Raw genomic sequence first — 24128 nt, forward strand, 5'->3', positions numbered from 1 at the left:
AATAGAGTCGTGAATATCCTTCCTCAAGCACTACTCTAATTCTGCTTACCGGCAGACATCACTTCGCTTATGCAAACGACCTACCGATTTTTTCGCCGAATCTTCGTCGGCCTTTCGTTGGCATCGCTATTTTGCGGCGATGCGACCATCAGCTTGGGCCAAAACGTGCCCGGCCGTGAATTGCTGAAATACCCCAACGACAACCACAAAGTGGAATTGCCTCCTGCGACCCTACCGCTGCAGTTCACTCAGGGCGAGCGGATTGCACTGGTGGGGGGGGCTTTGGCCGAACGCATGAATCTTTTCGGACACTTCGAAACCCTGCTTCAATTGCGGCATCCAGAAAAGCAATTGGAGATCCGAAATTTCGGCCGACCTGCCGATGAAGTTGCTGAACAGTGGCGCCCCGGCAATTACAGCGATTTGGACGACCCGCTACGAATCTTTCAAGCGGACACTTATTTCTGCTTCTTTGGTTTCAACGAGTCCTTTCAAGGGGCCGCTGGCATCGATGATTTTAAAAAGAGCTATCAAGACTACTTGAACAAGCTGGCTCGAATCGCTGCCGAAGATGTAGCGGGCAAAAAAGTGCGTTTTGTCTTAGTCACACCGATTGCCTTTGAAGATGCCAACGATCCACTGGCACCAAAATCCAGCGAGCGAAATGCAAGTCTCCGCGCGTACACTCAAGCGGTCGTGGAAGTCGGTGCCCAAACCAATTGGCCTGTAGTAGACGTGTTTTCCTTCACCGCAGAAAAGTTTGCTGAAGCGCCCGGTCTGCAGTGGACTCAAAATGGAACTTTCCTGAACGACGAAGGCTACCGCATGGTCGCTTCGCTGTTGGACAGTCAGTTGTTTCCAGGCCAATCGCTTTCGATCAAGAGCAGCCAGTACGAAACGTTGCGAGCAGCCGTGCTCGACAAGAGCTGGGTTCACATGCAAGACTACCGCATGTTAAACGGTTGGTACGTCTACGGTGGTCGCCGTACTTGGGATATTGAAACATTCCCCCGCGAGTATAACAAGATTCGATCGATGGCTCGCAATCGTGACGCACGAGTTTGGGCCATCGCCGCCGGAAAAGAGCCACCCGCCATTGACGATAGCAATACGGGCGATTTGATCGAGCCACCCACTCGCTTCGGCGATCCACGCCAAGCGTATTCCGAGCCCAAAGAACTGCGATACAACACTCCTGAAGAGTTTATCCAAACAACGAAAGTGCCCGCAGGCTTTGAGATCAAACTATTTGCCGACGAGACGATGTTCCCGGAACTGGCCAAGCCCGTTCAACTGACCTTTGACAACAAAGGCCGACTATGGGTCGCTTGCATGCCTACTTATCCGCAGTGGAAGCCAGGAGATGAAAAACCTAATGACCGGATCTTGATCCTGGAAGATACCGATAACGATGGCAAGGCGGATAAGTGTACTGTCTTCTATGACAAGCTGCACTGCCCGACAGGATTTGAACTGTACAACGGCGGTGTGATTGTCACCAACCAACCACGTTTAGTGTTTTTAAAGGATACCGACGGCGACGATAAAGCCGATTTGGAGATTGATCTGCTGGACGGCTGGGGGACTGACGATACGCACCATACGATTGGAGCATTTGAAATGTCGCCCGGCGGTTCGCTGTATATGCTTGAAGGCGTTTCCATGAGCACTACGATCGAAAGCCCCTGGGGACCTCAGCGTTGGCGAGGGGCGGCTGGTGCTTATATCTTCAATCCACGCACGTTGAAGCTGCAGCGATTCACGACGCCAGGTTATGGTAATCCATGGTGTATGACGTTCGACTCATGGGGACAAGGCATTGTGGGCGACGGCACCAACGCTCAGCAGCACTGGGCGACCGGCCTCTCGGGCGCTCAAGATGGCCCGCGACGAGGTTTGGATGCGATCTTTAATAACCAAGGCATGCGGCCAGCGGTTGGAAATGAATTCTTGATTTCGCGGCATTTGCCTGATGATGTTCAAGGCCAGTTTTTCTACGGCTGCGTTATCAACATGAACGGCTTCCCACGCTTCAATGTGCGCGAAGACGGAGCGGCGTTTACCGGTGAAAGAGTAGAAGATTTGTTGTCGAGCACCGACAAGAACTTTCGTCCCACCGATGGACAAATTGGTCCTGATGGGGCAATCTGGTTCGGTGATTGGTGCAACGCTTTGATTGGTCACATGCAGTATTCGCAACGCGATCCGAATCGCGATCAAACGCGAGGCCGTATCTATCGTTTGGTTGCCAAGGATCGGCCCTTGGTTACTCCCGTCACGCAGTTCGACAAGAGCGAATCGGAACTGCTGGAGCAATTCCGTGAATACGAACCCAAAACGCGATATCGCGTACGTCGTGAATTGCAAAGCCGGCCTTTCGAACTCGTCCGCTCGGCCGTCAATGAATGGTTGGTTGGCTTAAAGCCCGAAGATCCAGAGTTCGATCGTCTGCGTACGGAAGCGCTATGGGTATTCCAGCAACACGAAACAGTAGATCGCGATCTGCTGGCGGCAGTGTTGTCATCGAAGACTCCGCAAGCGCGAGCAGCAGCGGTACGGTTTGTGGCCGATATGCGAGATCAGATTCCCGATGCGTTGGATATCTACGCCGTAGCGGTCAAAGACGACAGCCTGCGAGTCCGGGTGGAAGCCGCTCGAGCGCTTAGCTTCGAGAAGAGCCTCCGCGGCGTTGAATTGCTTCTACAGGTTGCGGAGCAGCCGTCCGATCGCTGGTTAGACTATGTCATGGAGCACTCGGTGGGCGCTTTGGAATCGGTTTGGAGCCAACCTTATTCGGAAGGCAAACTCACGAATTTGACCGACGCTGGCCAAAAAGCGATCGATGCCTTTTTGGCGACGGCGCGACCAGGTCTGGCTGCAGCACCTCACCTCAAGATCCTCTTGAACGAGACAGAGGTCAGTGCTCAAGTGCGACGTAACAATGCTTATGCCGCGTTGGAGAACTTGCGAGGCAACGCTCGCAATGGACAGCGCGTCTTCAAGCGTGTTTGTGCGAACTGCCATCAAGTGCGCGGTGAAGGCTATAAGTATGGGCCAGAACTGACCGATGTGGGACGTCGCTTGCCACGGTTTGAATTGATCGAGTCGATCATTGAGCCCAGTGCCAAAATGGACAAGAAGTTCCAAAGTGAAATCATCATGCTCGACAGCGACGAAGTCTTGACGGGCTTCATCGGAGAAGAGAACGATGCCGAGCTGACACTTCTGATGCCCGAGGGCAAATCGCGAAAAATCGTCAAAGAGGAGATCGTGGATCGCAAGACCATGCTGCAGAGCAGTATGCCAGAGAATTTGGGCGGTACGATTTCACCGTCAGAGTTCTTGGACCTGATCGACTACATGGCAGGGTTGCGATAAACGAGCGATACGTCGATGATCACGTGCCCAAAGCGTGATCAACGCCGTCGCAAGAGCAATACTGCTGAGCTGGTAAAGCGTTAGGCCCAGCCAATAGCGTTCCTCGGGACGGAGCCATTCGGTTACGAAACGATACGCCAAATAGCTGAGCAGATAGGCTTTCAGCCGCTGGTGCGTCCAAACGTTCCTCTGCTGCAAGTAGAAGAACACGCCAGCGGCCAAAAGATGAAAAGCCGTTTCATATAACTGCGTTGGATGGCGAAAGACTATCGCGTTGCCATCTGCCGATGGGAAGCGAACACCCCACGGCAGCGAAGTGACTTGACCGTAACAGCACCCAGCGATGAAACAGCCGATGCGTCCAATGCCAACGGCGACCGCCACCGGCAAGACAAATGCGTCACCGGTCATCTCTTGAATCTTTAAGAAGTGTTTGGCTAGCTCGACTGCCAGATAGCCACCAAAGATCCCGCCGAGTATCGTCTTGCCATCTGCGAACCACACGTTGCCAGAGGCCAGACCCGCCCAACCAAACTCCCAAATAAATGGCAGCTTCGCCCCCAGCATTGCCCCCAAGAAGGCGGAGATACCGATGATCATTCGGGTATCGCGGTCTAGTTTCAATCGCTGATTTTGGGTGCGAAAGATCAGCGAACTACCGACCACTGCCAGTAGCATCACCAACGAATAAATTATTTGAGCAACAGGAGTATCCACGAATTCAATCTATCAGGGTACTGGCGTAGCGGCCATTATTTCCTGCCTTCTACAAATTCGACAGTGGCCACCATTAAGATTTCCCATGGTTGCAACGACGTCGCATCAGTCCCCATAGAAAGAATCGCTGAGGAACCCACTGGCATGCGTAGGGTTCCGCCAAGCGACTTTCATCGCGTGGATTGTTTACTCGCAAGGGAATACGTGAACCCGAGCAAAAGTGCCGATGCATTTACCGAAAGCTTTCCGGAATCTCCCTCTCCCACTCGGAACTTCCACTATGCGACCTACCTACTCTCTCTTCAATAAACGTGCCAAGCGTTCCATCTCGCAGCGGCAATCTCGCGATTTCGGTTTTCCAATCAATTCGGAGCACCCACTGCCTATCTCGCTGCGGCAACTAATGCGGCATATAACTTTCATCGCATCAAAACGACGCGGCTCTTGGTGTCGGTGACCGATCGAGTGAGCCTGAGCGGACCGGATCACCCATGACCCTGGCTCCCTTCGCCCCTGTCTTCACGGGAGAAGGGCTGGGGTTGAGGAGCTATGCTTTAACTTTCGTTTGCAACTAAAGCAAACTGAGTATGAACATCGATAGACAGGATAAGCAGGATAAATCGCCTGAACCCTATTCATTGTGAGTATCGATGTTAATCCCCTTCGCTTTGGCATCTACTTGGAGTACTTCGCGACGACACTTTGCTTTGCAGCATGGGCTCACTCAGCCGGATCTAACGTTTCCGCTTTGCGGCCCCTTGCTGGCTCGCCCAGCAAGAGCCAGAGTTTTGTGATTAGCAAAGCGACACCTCCCGCCTCTCCCCGGTTGGCTTGCCAACCGGAAGAGAAGTTTTCATCGCGGCGGCCGAGGGTGATGACCAGCGTTAAGCCATCGGTTTGCTGCGTGGGGGTAACTTTGCTTCCTGCCGGACGTGCCGGCCAGGGGAGCTGTTCCCGTTTCATTCGAGTTCGTTGGCTAACTTCAAAACTGACGCTCATGTCGGCAAGCCGACATGGGGCGAAGCGTTGCCTTTTTTGTTTGCCCAGCGAAGCTGGCAAACCCAGTCGGTGCTTGCCACCGAACTCGCCCCTCGATTATATCCGCCACAAATCTTGCATTAGCTTTTCACCTGCACTTCAAAAAATGCCCACTTCGAAAGCGGGAACTAAGTTTGCCGCACAGTTGTCGCAATATCTGTACCGTACCAACACGCATGGTGCACTATTTTAAGGCAACTTGCTGATTTCAATCGCTCTACAATCTTCCAACGCAAGGTGAATCTGAAACCCTTCGAGCGTTTCATCGCATTTGCTGATAGCGGCATAGTTAGTGCTTATGTGTCCGTTGCAGATACCGATCGCCCAACTGAGCGTTTACCTCGCATAAAGAATGTAAGTGGTTCGACTCACCCTCAAGCCATTAACATGACTTGTCGCGTATACAGCATCATATGGGAGGTTTTTGCTGCATGTCTTTTTTAATGTATTGAACCCCGAAAGCGAATGAATCGTGAGTCCTATTGTCCTAATTCTGGTCATCATCCTGTTACTGTCTTTATTCGGCGGAGGCTATGGCTACCGTCGAGGTAACAATGCGCTGGCTGGCGGCGGCGGTCTCGTTGGGCTCGTGCTGTTGATCCTCATCATATTGTTTCTGATGGGTCGCCTCTAAGGCATGATTCGGCACTATGCCGCAAACCATATCTCGACTCGGTGTTGATCGTGCTGCATCTGCTTTTCTAGTTGGCGATCAGTTTATATTTTCTGTTTCTGAACTTTCAATTCTCAAGGATGGATCGATATGAAGTTTCCAATTTTTATGCTTATCGCAGCCTCGCTCGTTGTCCTACCGGCGTGCGAACAATCTCAAAATGGCAATCAGCAAAATGGAGTAAAAGATGCCCTCGGTGCTCGACCGTATGAAGGCATCAGGGATTCAGCCGAGGACGCTAGCGACGCAGTCAAAGATGCTGGCCAAGAGATTAAAGATGCCGTCAGCGGCAATTGAATGATGCCCTGGACGTCACAGCCAGGCTTCTGTTAATCAGAGATTGGCAGACCTTCATTGTGCAAAGGTCGAACCAGCGTTAGGATCAAGTGATGCGGTATCTCGCAATATCCAACTTCGTTGATGAAACATCGATACCAAATACACGTTCATACGATGACATTGTGTGTCCCTACCTAGTGAAATACGATCTGGTTCGCAAGGCGAACCGATCAAGCGACCGTTCGGGTTCAAAACAATCAGCTACACGAACATGCTCATCCACGAGATCAAGAGTGTCTCTGGGGGCATTTGCGATCTGCGTAACTGCGTTTAAGGCCTTCAACGATACCAATTTTGTTGCCAAATCTGACGGTACGGTAGATATTAGGGGCGATGCTGTTATTTTCGATTGCAGCGGGAGCAAACTAATTTTGAACATCGATAGACACGGTGGCCAGGATCACTCGCCTTCATCGTGTCTATCTTGAATATCAATGTTAGTCCTCTTCGCCTTGGCATCTAGTTGGGTTACTGCGCTCTGATGATTCGGATGAGCGGCACTGATCAATCGCAAGGCATGGCATGGTGGGAAGTCATAATCCCCTAAACACTGCTATGACTTACAATTGCTTGTACGACTACGAAGGTAACCCGAGGCGCCCGGACTATGTTCTCCTCTGGCCGCGCTTTGGCTTGAGATCATCGCAATCGCTTTCTGACGGCAACTATGGGATGCGCCTGGCCGATTCGAGTCACCCCTTCATTTGCTCGCTTCACCCCTTCATTTGCTCGCTTCGCCCCTATCTAAGGAAGAAGAGCATACAACGTAAAGAGTTTTCGGTTAATGCTGAAATAGAAACTCGCGGCTGCTCATCAAGCTCCACAGCAAATCTTCGACGGCGGTGCGATACTCTGGGTCGGATGGAGCGGGCAACTCCTTGATCAAATTTTCGGACTCTTGGGCACTGGGCTCCCGCGCGAAACAACGTAGATAAGCTTGTCGGACTAGCTCGACAGGCGAGTCGGCATGCTGCTTGATGAACTGCGTGACGATACTATTGGAATCGGCCAGTTTGTCATTGATCGTTTCGCCATTATTGATGTGCAACACTTGAACCACACTAGGCTCGTTGCTGCGTTCGCACTCGCACACGATTCGCCGCTGATTGCGACCAAATGAACGCAAGAATTTGTTCTCCACGGCACTGTCATACAATTGCACTGCGCGCGTCCCCTTCGGATAGAAATCGACTTTGCGACGGTCATTGCCTGGGAATTCAATCTGAGTGAACGAGGAATCAACGGTGGTGACCTGCGCGATGCAGTCATGCAAGACTTCCGCCATCAGCCGACGTGGAAAAGCCCGCGAAAAGTGTTGGGTATCAGCCGCGTTGTTCAACCGAACCAAGCTGCTACGCTGGTACGTTTCGGAATTCAGAATCAATCGCATCAACGCCTTGAGATCATATTGATTATCGATCAAGTAATCGCAGAGCAATTTCATGAGTTCAGGATTACTCTCCGGATTGCTTTCTCGCAAATCATCGACCGGCTCAACGATACCGATACCGAAGTAACCATGCCAAACTCGATTCACAACAGCTCGCGTAAAGTAGGGATTGTCGGGATCGGTCATCCACTGCGCCAGCGCGATGCGTCGATCGGTTGGGTCATCGATAGGCAGCGGATTGCCATCCAACGGAGCCGGTGGTTGGGGCTTGCCGCGATTGGGTTGAATCAAATCACCGCGATCGAGCACGACGACTGTTCGTTCAGCGGTTCCATTGCGAGTTTCGCCCGCCCAGCCCTTGGCGCGTACGCGTGCAAACATGTTGGCCATCGCATAGTATTGATCGTTGGTCCATTTCTCCAGCGGGTGGTTATGGCACTTGGCACAACCGATCGAAAGCCCCATAAAAGCTTGGCAAGCGTTCTCCGTCATGCTTTCAGGGTCTTGGTTTAGGGCGTAAAAGTTGGTCGCGCCGTTCTCGAGTGCTTCTCCAGTTGCAGTTAGAATTTCTCTAGCGAACTGGTCCCATGGCGTATTGGTGGCAACGTGATTATGAATCCACTGGTAGTACGACTTCACGCCGTCGACTTGCAAGATGGCTCCGTTAAGCATAAACAGATCGCTCCAGCGATAAGCCCAATAATCCACATACTGTGGTCGTCCCAAAAGTGCATCGACCAGTTTCGTGCGTTTATCGCTGGACGAATCGGCCAGAAAGGCAAGTGCTTCTTCGGTGGTTGGCAAGACGCCCACTGTATCCAAGTAAGCGCGTCGCAAAAACTCTTGATCACTACATCGCTGCGACGGAGCGAGATTCAGTCGACGCAGATGATTCTTGACGGCGGTGTCGATCGCATTCGCTTCCTCAAGAGTATCAAACGCATCGCTGGGCAATTGGTCAGTAAACGGAACCGTAACACGGACACTTTGAATGCGGCTGGAAAACCACACATTAATACTGCTTTGCCCAGCGCTCAGAATGGATACGATGCCTTGATCATTGACTGCCGCGACCGACTCGTTGGTTGAAGTAAACTTTGCCCAGCGAGTCACATCTTCTGAACGTCCGTCAGAATATGTGGCGGTTACAACGAGCGGTTGTTGATCGTTGATGCCCAATCGAACTTCGTTGGGCTGAACGGTAAACGACTGAAGCTTAGATTCGCTTTCGCTGGGTCCTGCGGCTCCTTCAGCAATCCAACGTAGAAGCAATTGATAGTCAGCGCTGTTTTCGTTTAACCGCACGCCGCCTTTGTGGGGTACTTTGCCGGTTGGCTTAAGCAGCAGCAGCGATCGCTCGGGGTAAGTTAGATCAATGCGACGGCCGCGATCCTCCTGTGTGGCCGTAAAGTGATCGGCGGTAGAATCGTAGGCGTGTAAAGACAAACGGAAGCCCCCTTTGCCAGCCAGCGCGCCGTGGCAGGCACCCATATTGCAACCTGCTTTCGAGAGGATCGCTTGGACGTGATTGCTGAACTCAATTCTGCTGGGCAGCGCCCTTTCGCCAGCGTCCGCTTTGCCAATTGAATCCATCAGCGCACGGCTTGAATCCGCCTGAGACTGGGCAGGTACGATATCCGCTTCCTGAGCGCACAAGTTTTTGACGCTGAGCAAGTTATTGGTGCCGATCAACGCGATCGCCAGTAGAAACGGCAGAGATAGAAAACGTACAGTCATCATTTTGTTATTCATGAGGTGGAGAGAGCGTGAACCGAGCACCGCTGGAGGCTTACCCAAACAGCTCATAGATTGGTTTAAAGCCTGAATCAACCAGCGGGAAAGGACGACCATTGGGGCCGGGCAATACGCCTTCGTGATTGAGTCCTAACGCATGCATAATGGTCGCGACAACCTCTGGAGGCTCGGTTGGACGATCGACTGGCACTGCCCCGATAGGATCGCTGGCACCGATCGCTTGACCGCCCTTCACTCCGCCTCCAGCAAAGTAAACCGAGAAGCATTGAGGCCAATGATCGCGGCCACCTGCAGGGTTCACTTTGGGCGTCCGTCCAAACTCAGCGAGATTGCATACCAGAGTGTCATCGAGCATACCTCGGTCAAACAAGTCTTCAATCAAAGCCGAGTAAGCTTGATCATACATCGGCGCGACGATGTTCTTCATGCCCTCAACCGATGTAAATGGTTTGCTGCCATGGATATCCCATGTAATCTCATCGAAGACTGTCAAGAACGTATTGATGGTCACAAAACGAACGCCGGCCTCGATCAATCGACGCGCTAGTAAGCAACACTGACCGAACCGGTTCATGCCGTAACGCTCGCGGATGGCGATAGGTTCTTTAGAAAGGTCAAATGCATCGCGTGCTTGAGTGCTGGTCATCAAGCGATAGGCGGCAGCAAAGTTATCGTTCATCAATTTGGCCGACTCACTGCTTTCGAAATAGCCCACGGTGGAATCGACCACTTCTCGCATGCGTTGCCGACGTTGCAAGCGAACGGTACCTATCGAATCGGGAGGCAGGAGATCGGGCACTTTAAAGTCCGGCTTGGATGGATCAGCCATGAGCGAGAACGGGTCGAGGGCTTTGCCCAGGAATCCACCCGCTTGGCCATTAGGCAGGTTGCCTCCTCCGCGTCCCATGGTTTCGGGCAGTACAACATGCGCGGGCAAATCCCCGCGACGTCCCAAACAATACTCCGCCACAGAACCGACATGCGGCGTATTCACTCCGCCGGAAAATTGACGCCCCGTTTGCATGATTTGCCAACCACTGTCATGCACTGCTGCGCCGCGATGGAAACATGATCGCACAATAGAAAACTTGTCTGCGATCGCCGCATGCTTGGGCAAAATCTCGGAGATTTGAAAATCAGCCCCCTTGGTGGCAATCGGTTGAAAGGGCCCTCGAATCTCGGCCGGTGCGTCGGGCTTCATATCAAAGGTGTCCAGTTGGCTGGGTGCACCTAAGTTAAAGATCATGATCGCGGACTTGTTGGCTTTGGCCGGATCGACCAAGCCCGCCTCTTTGGCTTGCAAGTACCTCGGTAAGGAAAGGCCAATGGCACCCAGCGTTCCCGCTTGTAGAAAATCGCGGCGTGTCGTTCCATTGCAAGTATGCGCAACGGCTTTGGAGATAAAGTCGAGCATGATTAAAAACCAAATTTCAAGATTGCGAACGTCACTTTGCAATGACAAAGCAGGCGGTCATATTGCGGAATGTCGGACGGAACGAATCGGTCCAGGCGGGGCGTAGGACTTGAACCTACCTGTATAAGTTTAGCATAACATTGCGTGAAATGCGAAACTGTCAAAAAAGCCAGTTGTTGGAGGTGTCCCCGTTCACAGCATGACCTCGTCAACCTTCGCGCGAAGGGCTGCCTCGGGTCGCTCTAAATCCCAAGGAATTCTAGCAATTCCTGCGGCAACTCGCCTGCATACTGCACCGCAAAGCAGGCGGGGCAAGCAGGCCCAACTTGCTGCCGATATAGCTCGACAAAGAGAGCTTGGTTTGATTGCCTCAACTGTTCGTTTTGGGCTGTAGTGGGCGTGACGGAGTTAAAAAGAACTGCGGCGATGGCTAAGCCGCGGAGCTGTAGTGCTTGGCACACCAAGTTCGCTTGGTTGATTGCCCCCAATCGATTTTCGATAATGACTATCGTCGGCCATTGCAGGAATTCGGCTAAGTCTAAATTTGAACGATGTTGCGTCAGAGGCGACATTAGGCCACCAGCGGTTTCGACAAACAAGATATCGCACTTGGATTTCCATTGCTCGGCAGCTTCAAGAATCACATCGTCCTCTAACGTCTGGCCCAAACGACGAGCGGCGACGAGCGGTGCCACCGGCAATTCAAAACGATAGGGACAAATCTCCGACAGCGTATACGCGCCGCCCGTTGCCGCTCGCAGCCGGTTCCAATCGCTGGCAGGATCTAGTTGGTCATGCCCACTGGCGGCTGGCTTGAATGCGCCGACCTGATAGCCCGCGGCAGCAAAATGCTTGATCAGTTGGCACGTCAGCGTGGTCTTGCCCACTTCGGTGTCGTTGCCAACCACGGTGAATCCTCGCACACAGCTTTTCATTGAATAGTCCTCATCAAATCGACATCTGTTTCAACTTGGAACAGTGATGGTTGGGCTGGCAGGTTCGGCAGAGGATCAATGGAGAGTAGTTCTTTGGGAGTGACCCGTCGAGGCGCGTCGATCATGCCTGATTTCCACGCTAAAAATCCGACCAGTTGTTGGGGCAGGATGCCTTCGTTTTGCAGCCAGAAAAGTCGCGTGTCGCCATGCCGTTTGGCTAAGCGTTTGCCATCGGTGCCAACAACCAGCGGCAAGTGCGTGTACGCAGGATATGGCCAGCCCAATGCATGATGTAACAAGATTTGTCGAAAGGTGCTATAGATCAGATCGCCACCTCGAACAACTTGATTGACACCGCTATCGAAGTCATCTACGACGACAGCCAACTGGTAAGCCGCTTGGTTGTCGCTGCGCCAAACAACGAAGTCGCCTAAGCTAGCTTCGACATTCATCGATTGCGGGCCATAAAACTGATCCTGCCAATGCAGCACATCCGAAATGGTACGAAAACGCAAACAGTAGCGAATGCCGCGTCGGTCAAATTCATCACAGTCGGTGGCGGTATAACGACGACAGGTACCGGGATAGACTTGGCCATCGAGCGTTGGTTCATGTGGTGCAGCAGCCGCCGCAATATCACTGCGAGTACAAGTGCAGGGATAGATTGCTTCCTGCGCCAATAGTTGCCGTTTGATGGTTTGGTATCGCTCAGTGCGCTGCGATTGAATAATCACGGCTGGCGGAGAGCGATGGTCGCTCAAAAAAGGTTCCTGACACCTTTTTGAGTCCCAGTCCAGCCCCAGCCAGGCTAAGTCGGCGAATACTTGGTCAACAGCCCATGTATTGATCCGCGGGGTTTCAAGGTCTTCAATGCGCAACAGCATGCGATTGTTCGACTGACGTCGGCACAGCAGCCATGCCAGAAGATAAGTTCTCGCGTTTCCAACATGCTGGGCTCCCGTGGGTGAGGGAGCGAGCCTGCCAACCGTCACGCTCATTATGATTCCGTAATCGCAGTCACATGCGACTGTGTTGGGATGTCAGGTAGTGGCGGCAACTGGACTTTCGGGTCCGGAAAAGGACGACCGCCATGATAAGCGTGAACCAGAGCTTGTATGGCTAGGATGTATTCCACCATGGAATGGTCCGTTAGATAATCAACTTTGCCCTTCCGCAAACTTTTCAGCAGCCCGATGAAGCGATCCTTGCTGCGAGACCAAGAATAGACCTTTCGCAAACGCCCCTTATGATCCAGATACAGTTCGTAGCCGCTGTGGCGATAGCCCATCCAGCGCGGTGGGACTCGCGTTACAATGTCGTTGTTGTTCACCCAGCGATAGTGCGCGATCTTAGTGGATGCGATGTAGCGTCGATTTCCAACTCGGGGCGATCCGAACGTAAAAAGAGCTTGTGGGTTCGTCACGATGTTGGACGCTTTGCATCGCGCGGCGCAGACCATCGACATCGCAGCGCCTAATGAATGGCCTGTAAAATAAGTCGCCCGTCGATTCTCGCGGATTTTTGATTCGATCAACGGCCATAAGTGGTCGACCTCGCCATTAAATCCAGCATGCACACGGCCGATATCCACCAGCACGGTCCACGCGTTGGCATCTGCCCGCAGATCATCCCAATCGTTGGGCTCCGTTCCACGCGCGACCACAATCAAATCATGGTCGTTAGCAAAAAGATAAGCCTGAGCTCCATCGCGATCGATAAACTCGGTCAGTTCGACACCTGCTTTATCGGCGATGGCCTGAATGCAATCCGGAGCGAAATACGCTAATCGTGAAAATTCCGCCATGAGCAAAGATTGCTCCAGCCAATGCAATCGATGAATCGGCTGACTAAGTGCGATCGTGATATCATTTGGGATTTTACGATCGGTAACCCAGGCTTTTGTATCCACGTTAGTTCAATTTGCGACTGTCCATGGGAATCCAATCACGCTGGGTGTGACCTGTATAGATTTGACGAGGCCGACCGATGCGAGCATCCATTTGATGCATTTCGATCCAGTGAGCAATCCAACCTGGCAGTCGTCCAATAGCGAACAACACGGTAAACATCTGGACCGGGATACCCATGGCTCTATAGATGACGCCCGAATAAAAATCAACGTTGGGATACAGTTTGCGTTCGACGAAATAGCTGTCCTTCAACGCGACTTCCTCGAGTTGTTGGGCTACTTCAAACAGAGGGTCATTCAAGTTGCGTTTCGCGATCAGTTTATCGCAAGCGGCTTTGATGATGGTAGCTCGCGGATCATAGTTCTTGTACACGCGGTGGCCGAAGCCCATCAAGCGGAAGTTGCTCGATTTGTCTTTTGCCATGTCGACATACTTCTTCACATTGCCGCCATCGTCAGCAATCTGTTGCAGCATGTTCACGCAAGCTTCGTTGGCGCCGCCGTGACGTGGTCCCCACAAGGCGCAGATGCCAGCCGAGATCGATGCGAAAAGATTTGCGTTGCTGGAACCGACCAAACGCACGGTCGAAGTACTGCAGTTTTGTTCGTGGTCGGCGTGGACAATTAACAACAAATTCATCGCTTCGATAAAGTCTGGATCAGCGACAAATTTTTCGCTGGGCACCGCGAACATCATGTTCAAGAAGTTTTCGCAGTAGCTGAGGCTGTTATCGGGATAAATGAATGGTTGCCCGAACGCTTTTTTGTATGCGTAAGCAGCGATCGTTGGGAGTTTGGCCAGCAGCCGATGGACAGAGATTTCCACTTCGGCCGGATCGCGAGGGTCCAACGAATCTTGATAAAACGTCGATAGAGCTCCGACAACCGATGACAAAATCGCCATCGGATGAGCGTCACGGGGAAAACCGTTGTAGAAAGTTCGCATGTCTTCATGCAGCATCGTATGCCGACGAATCGACGCTCGGAACGAAGTGATTTGTTCTTCCGTCGGCAACTCGCCGTAAATCAGCAAGTAGCAGGTTTCGATAAAGTCGCAATTCTGCGCGACTTGTTCGATGGGATAGCCTCGGTAGCGAAGAATTCCAGCATCGCCGTCCAGATAGGTAATGCTGCTTTTGGTCGCACCGGTGTTGGCATAGCCTTCATCCAACGTAATGTAGCCGGTCTGCTTTAGCAGGTTGGAAATGTCAAAGCCATGCTCATTTTCCGTGCCTACAATCACGGGAAATTCAAAGGTTTTGTCTCCAAGGGTCAGCTTGGCAACGGTGGCTTCAGATTTTTTGTCCGCGATCGTATCAGGCATGCGTAACTCTCCAATCGTTCTAATAAATACCAGCAATTGCAGTGTAACCGCTCAGCTACACTTCAGCAATCGACCGTACGGGGACATATGCATCGGAAGGACTAACTTCTGCATCCAAGTGCTGCAATCGTAAAAGTTGAAGCTGGCGATCAGTCGCTTGCAGAATTCGAATTTGAATCGGTCCCACTTGCAACGTAGTGTCCTGCTTGGGAATGGCCCCTAACCGCGTGATAACCATCCCCGCCAAGGTTTCGTAGTCGTCGGATTCTGGCAAATCCCAACCAACAATCTGATTAAACCGCTCCACTGTCACCTTTCCGACCGCATCCACGGTTGCGGAGTTTTCATGCTGCACGATCTCGCTGCGTTCGTCCTCGTCCAGTTCGTCGGCAATTTCGCCGACAATTTCTTCTAATACGTCTTCAATCGTAACAACGCCGATAGTTTCGGAAAAATCGTCGACAACAATCGCCAAATGCGACTTGCGGTGCAAAAAATCGCGCAGCAATTCATAAACAGGACGACTGCCAGGCACCTTCCAGGCTTCGCGCAGCAACGACCGCGTGTCAAAAACAATCTCAGAACGCTCGACCTTCAAGAATTCTAACAAGTCCTTCACAAAAAGAATGCCGACGACGTTGTCCAGCGAACCGTCATAGACCGGCAATCGGGTGTGCCCAGAAGCGACCGCCGCATCGATCAATTCCTGTGGGCTCAGATGAATGTCCAGAGCATCGATTTCACTCCGGTGCGTCATCACGTTCAGCACCGGATACTCGTCCAGATTCATCACCCCTTGAATCATTTCTCGCATCCCTTTTCGCATGAGCCCTTCCCGCTCACCGGCAGTGACCATCGTGCGGATTTCGTCCTCCAAGGATTCTTCCTCGAACGCATCGTCTTGCACTTCGTCCCCCAGACGATGGCCGATCCAGGTGAAGAAGGCTTCGATCGGCTGAAACGGTACACCCGCCACGGCGATGACTTTCCACAGCGGCCATGTGTAGTACAACAACCAAGACGCGCGGTCCTGCACAACCACCTTCGGGAACCATACGCGCAAAAACATCAGCAACATCGTGGTGGCAAACAGAAACGCAAACGTCGCATAGCCCGATACCGAAGCGATCGGCATCTCGTTTCCATACTTGCGTTGCAGTTCCACCGAGGGCAAAAACCCGAGCGCCAGCGACGTGCCAAAAACCAAAATGACGGTCACACCAAATAGAAACAGGTAGGTACACGCGGTACTTCCCGAATCCTGGATATCCAAGATTTGGCCAAATCGCTCTCGCCGTCGCTTTAAATGGCAATAACTTTCTAGCCAACGTCCATTGAAATTGGACAACAAATGATGCCCGAAGGAACCTGTGAAAGCCAGTACCAAGCCAATAACAACGGCATAACCCGCGTTGATGCCATTCATCGGCGTTTGCCTCGCTGAGACCCAACCAACCAGCTAACCATATGTTACGACGCGAACTTTGTTACACTTGCCAAACCTCCCTGCGTTTCCAACACGCATTGGATTATAACTGACGCAGCTACCCTGGATACCAGCCATTTCCAGTTCGTTGAGAGGGAGGGATTGGTAACCGATTTTGAATCGGCGCGCCGCTATGGATAACAGAACCTGTCGATAGTACCTGGGATACGAAAGGTTGAGTATGGAACATGCCCAAGAGTTGCTAAAGAGCTTGGTGTTACTTTTTGTGCTGGGGGTCTCCACGCAATGGATCGCGTGGCGCATTAAGGTTCCTGCAATTCTGTTACTGCTGGCCGTCGGCTCGATCGCTGGCTCATTTTTGCGTTATGTACAGCCTCAGCAGATCTTCGGAGATCTGCTGTTGCCGGTCGTGTCGCTTTCGGTCGGCATCATTCTGTTCGAAGGCGGACTGAACCTTCGCTTCAGCGAACTGAAAACGACGTGGCGTTCGCTGGCGGGTTTGTTGTCCATCGGCGTATTAGTGACTTGGGCTCTGGTCACCGTCGCTGCAGTTACCATTTTGCAGATGCCCATCTCGGTGGCTTTGCTGTTGGGTTCCATCCTAGTCGTTACAGGGCCAACCGTAATCGGTCCATTGATCCGCGATATCAGGCCGTCAGGCCGCGTGGGAGTGATTGCCAAATGGGAGGGCATCGTCATCGATCCCATTGGGGCGTCGCTGGCCGTGTTGGTGTTTAACGCGATCGTGCCATTGTCCTCCGGAAAACTAGATGACGCGATTTGGAACAGTTTTCTGGATATCCTGCGCACACTGGGAGCGGGCGCGATTTGCGGCTTAGTTCCAGCATTGATGCTTGCTTGGCTCGTTCGCAACTTCCTCATTCCTGATTACTTGCAAAACCCAATGACGTTGATGCTGGTGCTGAGCAGTTTTGCCGTTGCGAATTCGCTGCAAGCGGAAGCGGGACTGTTGGCCGTCACCGTCATGGGCATTACGCTTGCGAACTATAAGCACATCGACGTCAGCAAGATCATTGAGTTCAAAGAGAGCATTGCGACGCTGTTAATATCTACGTTGTTCATTATATTGTCAGCACGTGTGCCCATTGATGCCCTAATGGAGCTCGGCTGGCGCGGACCAGCGTTCGCTATCGCGCTGATCATTATCGTCAGGCCCCTGTGCGTTTGGCTGTCAACCATCGGCAGTGGACTGACTTTTCCCGAGCGGTCCTTCTTGGCTTGGTTCGCACCACGCGGGATCGTTGCGGCTGCCGTCTCGTCTGTGTTTGCATTGCGTATGGGTGATGCCGGACAAGCAATGGTGCCAGCAACTTTCTGGGTGATTTTCATGACGGTTTGCGTGTATGGCTTAACGGCTCCCATCGTTGCCAGGAAGCTGGGACTTGCGACCGCCGACGCGCAAGGATTGCTGATTGCAGGTGCGAATAAAACAGTCCGCGAGATCGGCCGGGCTTTAAAAGAACAAGGTTTTAAAGTCACCATGGTCGATACACAATTTCCTCGTATCCGACGCGCAACCCAATCGGGGCTAAACGGTTGTTTTGCCAACATCCTGTCAGAAGAGGTTTTGGATCTTGTCGACTTCGGTGGCTTGGGCAAGTTCCTGGCCATGACCGCCAACGATCAAGTCAACACGCTGGCGACTATGCGGTTTCGCGAGATGTTTGGGCGTTCCAATGTCTACCAACTGAGGTCGAATGAGGTTCGCCCCAGTTATCTCGAGACTCGCTGGCAGAACCATATGGCTGGCCGACCTCTTTTCCAGGGCGACCTGACCTTTGAGAAATTGGACTCGATCCTTTCCGATGGAGGCAAACTATCGGTCTTACCCGCTGAATACTTTTTGACTCTGCAGTCGGAAAACACCGCTTTGCAGAAGCAACGCAAATCCGATGCGAATCTCAAGCCAGTCAAAACTGACGCAACCAATGCAGCCGACCTAGAATCCGTTCCGGCTCAAGCAATTGCACCGCCACAAATGCCAATCGCCCCACAAGCCGACCAGGAACAGCTCGAAAAACCGACACCGACACCACCGCCTGAAGCATGGCCGCTGTTCATCGTTGACGGCAAGCGGTTGATCGTGTGTACTTCGGAAGGAAAACTGGTGTTCAAGCCCGGTCAAAAAGTGATCGCGCTATGCCAAGCAAGCAGCAAAGAAGTCTCGAACCAGCCCGCACGCTAATTGCCTTAAAGCGTTTTGAAGAAAGCAATCAATTCCGCCGCCAACTCCGATGGCTCGACCGGTTTTTCAAACCAACGACTCGGGCCTTCTGTTCCCACTGGTTCGCTGGCAACCGGCACACATCTGCTTAAGGCAAACACGGGCAAGCTTGAAAGTGTCGGATGCTCACGGATTTGCTCCAGCGTACTGCGGCTAGAAAGCTCCGACCCGTCCAAGTCAATCAAAGCGAGGTCCGGCGGCTGGAAGCCGGCTAAACAATAGTTCGCTTGCCAGTGATCCTTGGCTTCTACAATTTCAAAGCCTTTGAGCCGCAAGAAAGCTGCCAGAGATGTGCGAGAAGGCTCGTTTTCGTCCTGCAACAGAAGGCGTTTGCTATAACGGGTAGAAGGTTCGCTAACGATTTCACCCTCATTGCCATTCTCCAAGAGGTCGAATTCCGCTAAGGCCGAGTTCAGCAATCGCATCGCATCGGCTTGCTGGTTGTCTTGCAGACAGCTCGCGGCTTGTTGCAACATTTTACTGGCTGCTGCAATGCGTTGGCGGACATCGGCGGACATAGAGGCCGCGTCACCCGAGTCTGGAATCGGGACTTCGAACTGAGCTGCATAGCCTTCTTCGCGAGCGATCTTCACATCCTTGGGTGCGGTTATCCCCAAGCGAACTTGTTTGTTCGCAATCCGTAACACTTCCACGCAGATTCCAAGCCGAGGAAAGAGCACTTTGTCCTGAGGGCCGCGGGAAAGAACTAACATAGCAGCGAGCGTGGTTGGAATCCGAAGAATGTCAAGAGTGGCCTGCTTTCCCGTTTAGATAGCGTGCTAGCGTTCGCGGAATACGATTCGACCTTTGGACAGATCATAGGGCGAAAGTTCAACACGCACTTTGTCACCCGGGACAATACGAATGAAATTCTTTCGCATTTTGCCGGCGACGTGGGCCAAAACTTCGTCGCCTGTTTCTAGTTGTACGCGGAAGCGAGTATTCGCTAACGCTTGTGTTACTGTGCCATCAACTTCAAATGCTTCTTCGTTCTTAGACATAAACTACCGGAAATGCGCGTCGGACAAACTACCCAAGATTCCATCATGTTCACTCCGCAAAGGTTAAAACAGTTGGAGGACCTTTAGTTTTAGCCATTGATTGCCTTGGCGTCACCACCTGCCGCACTCAAAATCCAATAAAAAGCTGTCAGGGGCAACACTGCGTACCAGAAAAAGCTGTCAGGAGCTGTCTAGAACACCAAAGCGGTGTTCGTCGGGGGCAAGCCCAGCAGCGGACATGCTCGCACCGCAGCGCGATCCAAATCCCACCTGTTCGTCCGGTGGATCGTTCGGCTTCTCGCTACTCTTTAGGAGATTGAGGTCTGAGCGACGGTGCGAAACCGTTCCAGGGCGCGATAGTATCGCTTCTTGGCGGTTTCTAACGGGATCTCTAACATCTCAGCGATGCGCACCAGACTTAAGCTATCCGAATGACGCATCTCAAGGACCTCGCGGTCCAGCGTCGACAGTTCGCTCATCAAACCTTTGACCTTCGCTACCATCTCCTCTTGGGCCAGCAACGAATGTACTGAAACAATGGAATCCGCGAATTGATCTGCCAGCGTATGGCCTTCGGATTCATTCAATTCAAGCTCGCAGTTGGGCGAACGCTTGGCTCGAAAGTGCAATCGATGTGTTTCTGCGACAATATGCTTGCCTATCAATCGTAGCCAAATCGCAGGGTGCACTCGCGGGGATTCGAGATAGTTTGGCAAGCTCGCGAGCGCGCGAATATAGGTTTCTTGCACGATATCAGATGCATCCACTCGGGCCGCTAACCTACGATCTAACCTTGCCGCAACCATCGCTCGCAGTTCGCTGCGCAGGTCATCGAACAGTTTGTCCAGTTCAACACTGCCCCCAATGACAAGACGCGATAGTACTTGCGAGCGATTAAGATCGATATCAACGGCATTCGAGATCGTATCGCGTTTGGGTGTTTCAGAGAAAGTCATGAAAGGGATTCCTACTGCGTGACACTGGGAGTCGCAAATGGCTGTGAATCAAAGGACTCATGCAGCACTCGCTCCAAGTCCGCCGACATGCGGTTGGTGTCGATCGAACCTGGAGGTAGTTTGGCAATAACTTTGGAAATATTGCTGAACCAGTTGCGCAATTGCCCGTCTGGAATGCGCATGGATGCGATTTCGGCAGAGGTGGTGTTGGTTCGACCCGTCAACAAGTAGATGTACCTTTCTGCTTGAGCTTCACTCACTGCACCATTTACGATGGCGCAAGCGAGTTGTTGCAGGAGATAGATCGCTGCATCTTGCTCCCGCTGGTTGAGCCGAGAGGATTTGACAATCAACGATATCCGCATGACTTGAGTGGCTGCAGGCAGAGCGGTTTTTCGATACTCTTGCAGGAATTTACCAAGCGTCTCTTCGCTCAGTCCATTCTCTTTGATCTGCTTACTTACATATTTGATTTGCTTATCGATCTCTTTTTTGGTGGGGTCAGAAAAGCTTAGTTTGTCACCAGATTCGTCAAGCGATTCGTGTAGGAAATCCGCTACGATCTTGACCATATCTTCGTTATTCTTGTCCGCCAGCTTGTCTAATAGTCCAACTGTCGATTGCTTGAGCGACTCGGGATGTACTGCAGGTGTGGGACTGGCGGGCACCACCACCACTGCAGGATTGCGATTGGCATAGCTGAGTGCCGCAAACGCGATCAAGAATGTGCCAACCGAGGCACCTGACACCATCATGATTGCTTGCTTGCGATACCTCTGCCGAAATACTTCATCCGGCTCACGCTTTCGCTTGCGTCGATCACTTGGGGAGTTGCCTTCCATGAATCGATTCAACACGATCTCTAATTCTTGGGCGGTTTGATAGCGGTCCTCGGGCGAGAACTCACATGCCTTCATGATGATCTTCGCTAGATCTTCAGGAATTTCATTGCGCAACTCCGATAGATGTCTCAACATGATCGAATCCCGTTGAGTGATCAGCGACATGTTAGTGCGATCGGCCCAAACTTGCTGCCCTGCTGCTAGCTCATACAGCGTGACCCCCAGTGAATAAACGTCGCTGCGTGCATCGCAGATTCCTCGCAGTTGTTCGGGAGCCATATAGCGCGGAGTTCCAATGGCATCGCCGGTTTGGCTGAGCGACCTGGCGTAGTCGTAGATTTTTGCCAACCCGAAGTCGGTAATCCAAATCTTGCCGTCATTGCCCAACAACAGATTGGCTGGCTTGATATCACGATGCACCAGTCCGCTTTCATGCGCGTGGTGAAGCCCTGAGGCAACGCTGGCGCCGATCTGAGCCAATCGATGCCAGTCTGAATGCAATTGATTAAACTGAAACTTGATACGATAATCACCAGCCCCATTTTGCAGGTCATACAAGCTGTGGCCTTCAATCAGTTTCATTACCAAGTATGCATGCTTGGAATCGTGCCCATAGGTATAGACTGGAACAATATTCGGGTGCTCCACGCGTCCCATCGCTCGCCGCTCAAGCTCGAATCGTTCAACCGATGCTTTGGCAGCAGCCCCCGCGATCGGAATCACCTTGACCGCCACGTGGCGTCCCAGATCCTGCTGGATGGCTTCATAGACAATCCCGACTGCGCCACGGCCTAGCTCGCGAACGATGGTGCAACCACACAGTTCTTTGTCTTGAGCGACGGGTGCAGGTTCGGCGGGCTGCCCAATAGTTTGCTCAAGCAATGCCAAGGCAGGAATTTGCGTCTCGATCTCCTCAGCCAAGTGAGGGAAGGTTTCCTTGAGTAATTCAACGGACATCAAGTTACCATTCCGCAGTTCGGCCAGGAACACGTCGGCGACGTTGGTAAAGCTGATGTCGTTTAAATTAAATTTGGTCGAGGTCATGGGTCGGGTTCTGAGCACACTGGAACAAAAGTTCGCAATCACTTAGAAACCTAGCACCACGTGGCGTACCACAACGCGCCAGAGATAGGGTCTTGCTGAATTCCGCAAAGGACCTCGACGTTTATGACACCTTTTCTATTTGTCCGTATTATAGCGGCTGGTGAACCCTCGCAGCATGATCCGCGATAATCCGAAAGGCCCCAGCAATTTGGCCGCCGTCATCACCCCGCCCATCAGAGCTCCATTCACGCCGGGAGTCCCGACATCGCTACCAGTCAAAAACAAATTCTTCACCGATGTTTTGATATTCCACTTATCGCGGAATATCCGGTTCGCATCGCATGCTTGTCCGTAAATCATACCTGCTTTGTGGCCAGTGAAGCTTTCGACGGTAAGCGGCGTTGATAATTCGTAGTAGTCGACCAGCTTGCGAAAACCCGGCAAATGCTTGTCGGTGTACTCTAGCATTTTTTGCGAGATCGCCTCCTTGCGAGCCTCGTACTCCTCTCCGCGATCTTTCCACTGCGAGCTGGAAAAATCCTTCCAATAGTCGTCTTCCATAAACGATATCACTTGTGCCGTGTGCGGCTCTTGCCCCGGGTTGCGCAGCGAACCAAATGATACAAAGACGCCATTGATTGTATCGGGCGAGTTCTCTCTTCTGGATTGCTCCACGTCGTGATCCATGCGGTCATAGATCCAATAGTTTGCGTCATCAAAACCATGGTCACGCGGATTTTCTTGCATGCCAACAAACAAGATCACTGCAGAAGTTCCTGGTTTGAGCCGATGCGCCTGCGTACGTTCAGGCTGACCGTGCTCGTCACCTACTAGCTTGCAGAATGTGGTATAAGCGCCCGCATTGGAGATTACCTTGGGTGCAGTAAAATGGATCTCTTGACCTTTGTGTATGGCAGTCACTCCCTTCGCGACCCCGTTTACGATGTCAATACTTTTGACTTCGTGATTTACTAGGCAACAACCGCCGCGATCTTCAATGGCTTTACACATTTCGGCCGCCAACTCTTTGGAGCCTCCGATTGGATAATAGCCACCGTTGAAGAAATCAGCCGAAACCGTAGCATGAATACCAAAGGCGCTTTCTTGCGGAGGAGTTCCATAGTCGGGCCACTGGGCGGCCAAGATCGCTCGCAACAACGGGCTTTTGAATCGCGACAAATAGTCGGCTGTCGTCATTCCTACCAGATCCTTACCACCCAAAGTAAAGAGGCTATCGATGGGAGTTGGATATGCTTTTCCAATAAACCAACGAATCAGCCAACCTTGAGCGGTCTTCAAGTCCTTGAAGTATTGAACGATTAGCTCTTTCTCGTCGGGAAATCGTTCAATCAGCTTGGCTTGAAACTCCGGTAGATTGTCGGGGACTTCAAAGCTACCTTCCGGAAAAACAAATCGTTCGAAAGGACTGCCCATCTTGTGCCAGCGTACTCCGCCGCGCGTCGCAAGATCCATCATTTTCCGGGTCAGCGCACCATCCTGCATCTCACCGACGTAATGTACCCCGACGTCCCATTCGTACTTTTTGCGGCGAAAGCTGTGCGTAAAACCACCCAGTTTGAAATGCCGTTCTAAAACTAGAACGCGTTTTCCTCCCACCTGGGCAAGGATGCTGGCCGTTGCCAACCCGCCAATGCCGGACCCTATCACGATGGCGTCAAACTGAGTTTCGCTTGTTTTTTTCATGGAGATGCTTTTGTAAA

Annotated in this window: 19 protein-coding genes; 5 read left to right on the forward strand and 14 right to left on the reverse strand. The window is 52.1% G+C overall.

What is annotated here, in order from left to right; translation table 11 throughout:
- The first annotated feature begins 69 nt into the window (after nucleotides 1-69).
- Entirely contained in the window at nucleotides 70-3378 is a 3309-nt protein-coding gene (locus tag SH302x_RS21510) for a PVC-type heme-binding CxxCH protein (RefSeq protein WP_479364762.1), read from the forward strand.
- On the opposite strand, the gene SH302x_RS21515 is transcribed toward SH302x_RS21510, so the two are convergent.
- A complete protein-coding gene (locus SH302x_RS21515; protein ID WP_479364764.1) occupies nucleotides 3334-4095 on the reverse strand; it encodes a prolipoprotein diacylglyceryl transferase in 762 nt (253 codons plus the stop codon). The two genes, SH302x_RS21510 and SH302x_RS21515, sit on opposite strands and share 45 nt — an antisense overlap.
- A gap of 720 nt (nucleotides 4096-4815) precedes the next feature.
- Nucleotides 4816-5058 (reverse strand): hypothetical protein, encoded by a 243-nt coding sequence (locus SH302x_RS21520; RefSeq protein ID WP_479364765.1) that lies wholly within the window; start codon nucleotides 5056-5058, stop codon nucleotides 4816-4818.
- A gap of 9 nt (nucleotides 5059-5067) precedes the next feature.
- Between SH302x_RS21520 and SH302x_RS21525 the strand changes: the two genes are divergently transcribed.
- The 3 genes from SH302x_RS21525 to SH302x_RS21535 all read left to right on the forward strand — a co-directional run bounded on the left by SH302x_RS21525 (nucleotide 5068) and on the right by SH302x_RS21535 (nucleotide 6103).
- A complete protein-coding gene (locus SH302x_RS21525) occupies nucleotides 5068-5217 on the forward strand; it encodes a hypothetical protein (protein WP_479364767.1) in 150 nt (49 codons plus the stop codon).
- Nucleotides 5218-5605: 388 nt separating this feature from the next.
- Nucleotides 5606-5767: a DUF3309 family protein gene (locus tag SH302x_RS21530; protein WP_479364768.1), complete on the forward strand. Its 162-nt coding sequence runs from the start codon at nucleotides 5606-5608 to the stop codon at nucleotides 5765-5767.
- A gap of 129 nt (nucleotides 5768-5896) precedes the next feature.
- Nucleotides 5897-6103, forward strand: a complete 207-nt coding sequence (locus SH302x_RS21535) for a hypothetical protein (protein ID WP_479364769.1) — start codon at nucleotides 5897-5899, stop codon at nucleotides 6101-6103.
- Between the two features lie 823 nt (nucleotides 6104-6926).
- Here SH302x_RS21535 and SH302x_RS21540 read toward each other — a convergent pair.
- The 7 genes from SH302x_RS21540 to SH302x_RS21570 form a co-directional block, all read right to left on the reverse strand.
- The gene (locus SH302x_RS21540) at nucleotides 6927-9275 is read right to left on the reverse strand and encodes a DUF1553 domain-containing protein (RefSeq protein ID WP_479364771.1); all 2349 of its coding nucleotides are present in this window, start codon (nucleotides 9273-9275) and stop codon (nucleotides 6927-6929) included.
- Between the two features lie 49 nt (nucleotides 9276-9324).
- Nucleotides 9325-10704: a DUF1501 domain-containing protein gene (locus SH302x_RS21545; RefSeq protein WP_479364772.1), complete on the reverse strand. Its 1380-nt coding sequence runs from the start codon at nucleotides 10702-10704 to the stop codon at nucleotides 9325-9327.
- 242 nt (nucleotides 10705-10946) lie between these two features.
- Nucleotides 10947-11639 (reverse strand): dethiobiotin synthase, encoded by a 693-nt coding sequence (gene bioD, locus SH302x_RS21550; RefSeq protein ID WP_479364774.1) that lies wholly within the window; start codon nucleotides 11637-11639, stop codon nucleotides 10947-10949.
- The gene (gene gluQRS / locus SH302x_RS21555) at nucleotides 11636-12637 is read right to left on the reverse strand and encodes a tRNA glutamyl-Q(34) synthetase GluQRS (RefSeq protein WP_479364775.1); all 1002 of its coding nucleotides are present in this window, start codon (nucleotides 12635-12637) and stop codon (nucleotides 11636-11638) included. The genes bioD and gluQRS overlap by 4 nt, the downstream gene beginning before the upstream one ends.
- Nucleotides 12637-13548 (reverse strand): lipase family protein, encoded by a 912-nt coding sequence (locus SH302x_RS21560; RefSeq protein ID WP_479364776.1) that lies wholly within the window; start codon nucleotides 13546-13548, stop codon nucleotides 12637-12639. Before SH302x_RS21560 ends, gluQRS begins: the two co-directional genes overlap by 1 nt.
- A 1-nt stretch (nucleotide 13549) precedes the next feature.
- Nucleotides 13550-14872 (reverse strand): citrate synthase, encoded by a 1323-nt coding sequence (locus SH302x_RS21565; RefSeq protein WP_479364777.1) that lies wholly within the window; start codon nucleotides 14870-14872, stop codon nucleotides 13550-13552.
- Between the two features lie 55 nt (nucleotides 14873-14927).
- The gene (locus tag SH302x_RS21570; RefSeq protein WP_479364779.1) at nucleotides 14928-16298 is read right to left on the reverse strand and encodes a hemolysin family protein; all 1371 of its coding nucleotides are present in this window, start codon (nucleotides 16296-16298) and stop codon (nucleotides 14928-14930) included.
- A gap of 241 nt (nucleotides 16299-16539) precedes the next feature.
- On the opposite strand from SH302x_RS21570, the gene SH302x_RS21575 reads away from it, so the two are divergent.
- Nucleotides 16540-18525: a cation:proton antiporter gene (locus tag SH302x_RS21575; protein ID WP_479364780.1), complete on the forward strand. Its 1986-nt coding sequence runs from the start codon at nucleotides 16540-16542 to the stop codon at nucleotides 18523-18525.
- Nucleotides 18526-18530: 5 nt separating this feature from the next.
- Here SH302x_RS21575 and SH302x_RS21580 read toward each other — a convergent pair whose 3' ends face one another.
- The 5 genes from SH302x_RS21580 to SH302x_RS21600 form a co-directional block, all read right to left on the reverse strand.
- Entirely contained in the window at nucleotides 18531-19277 is a 747-nt protein-coding gene (locus tag SH302x_RS21580) for a carbon storage regulator (protein ID WP_479364782.1), read from the reverse strand.
- Nucleotides 19278-19343: 66 nt separating this feature from the next.
- Complete coding sequence (gene infA, locus SH302x_RS21585) at nucleotides 19344-19565, reverse strand: translation initiation factor IF-1 (protein ID WP_479364784.1); 222 nt, start codon at nucleotides 19563-19565, stop codon at nucleotides 19344-19346.
- 308 nt (nucleotides 19566-19873) lie between these two features.
- Nucleotides 19874-20521 (reverse strand): sigma-70 family RNA polymerase sigma factor, encoded by a 648-nt coding sequence (locus tag SH302x_RS21590; protein WP_479364786.1) that lies wholly within the window; start codon nucleotides 20519-20521, stop codon nucleotides 19874-19876.
- An 11-nt stretch (nucleotides 20522-20532) separates the two neighbouring features.
- On the reverse strand, nucleotides 20533-22407 hold the full coding sequence (locus tag SH302x_RS21595) for a serine/threonine protein kinase (RefSeq protein ID WP_479364787.1): 1875 nt from the start codon (nucleotides 22405-22407) through the stop codon (nucleotides 20533-20535).
- A gap of 135 nt (nucleotides 22408-22542) precedes the next feature.
- Entirely contained in the window at nucleotides 22543-24111 is a 1569-nt protein-coding gene (locus SH302x_RS21600) for a phytoene desaturase family protein (RefSeq protein ID WP_479364788.1), read from the reverse strand.
- Nucleotides 24112-24128 lie beyond the last annotated feature (17 nt).

Source organism: Njordella calcicola, from assembly GCF_056494125.1.

What these genes read in the sequence shown, in the direction of transcription:
- SH302x_RS21510 (WP_479364762.1), top strand. Translation starts at nt 70, where the DNA reads ATGCAAACGACCTACCGATTTTTTCGCCGAATCTTCGTCGGCCTTTCG.
- SH302x_RS21520 (WP_479364765.1), bottom strand. Translation starts at nt 5,058, where the DNA reads ATGAAACGGGAACAGCTCCCCTGGCCGGCACGTCCGGCAGGAAGCAAA.
- SH302x_RS21535 (WP_479364769.1), top strand. Translation starts at nt 5,897, where the DNA reads ATGAAGTTTCCAATTTTTATGCTTATCGCAGCCTCGCTCGTTGTCCTA.
- SH302x_RS21540 (WP_479364771.1), bottom strand. Translation starts at nt 9,275, where the DNA reads ATGATGACTGTACGTTTTCTATCTCTGCCGTTTCTACTGGCGATCGCG.
- SH302x_RS21545 (WP_479364772.1), bottom strand. Translation starts at nt 10,704, where the DNA reads ATGCTCGACTTTATCTCCAAAGCCGTTGCGCATACTTGCAATGGAACG.
- bioD (WP_479364774.1), bottom strand. Translation starts at nt 11,639, where the DNA reads ATGAAAAGCTGTGTGCGAGGATTCACCGTGGTTGGCAACGACACCGAA.
- gluQRS (WP_479364775.1), bottom strand. Translation starts at nt 12,637, where the DNA reads ATGAGCGTGACGGTTGGCAGGCTCGCTCCCTCACCCACGGGAGCCCAG.
- SH302x_RS21565 (WP_479364777.1), bottom strand. Translation starts at nt 14,872, where the DNA reads ATGCCTGATACGATCGCGGACAAAAAATCTGAAGCCACCGTTGCCAAG.
- SH302x_RS21570 (WP_479364779.1), bottom strand. Translation starts at nt 16,298, where the DNA reads ATGAATGGCATCAACGCGGGTTATGCCGTTGTTATTGGCTTGGTACTG.
- SH302x_RS21575 (WP_479364780.1), top strand. Translation starts at nt 16,540, where the DNA reads ATGGAACATGCCCAAGAGTTGCTAAAGAGCTTGGTGTTACTTTTTGTG.
- SH302x_RS21580 (WP_479364782.1), bottom strand. Translation starts at nt 19,277, where the DNA reads ATGTTAGTTCTTTCCCGCGGCCCTCAGGACAAAGTGCTCTTTCCTCGG.
- infA (WP_479364784.1), bottom strand. Translation starts at nt 19,565, where the DNA reads ATGTCTAAGAACGAAGAAGCATTTGAAGTTGATGGCACAGTAACACAA.
- SH302x_RS21590 (WP_479364786.1), bottom strand. Translation starts at nt 20,521, where the DNA reads ATGACTTTCTCTGAAACACCCAAACGCGATACGATCTCGAATGCCGTT.
- SH302x_RS21595 (WP_479364787.1), bottom strand. Translation starts at nt 22,407, where the DNA reads ATGACCTCGACCAAATTTAATTTAAACGACATCAGCTTTACCAACGTC.
- SH302x_RS21600 (WP_479364788.1), bottom strand. Translation starts at nt 24,111, where the DNA reads ATGAAAAAAACAAGCGAAACTCAGTTTGACGCCATCGTGATAGGGTCC.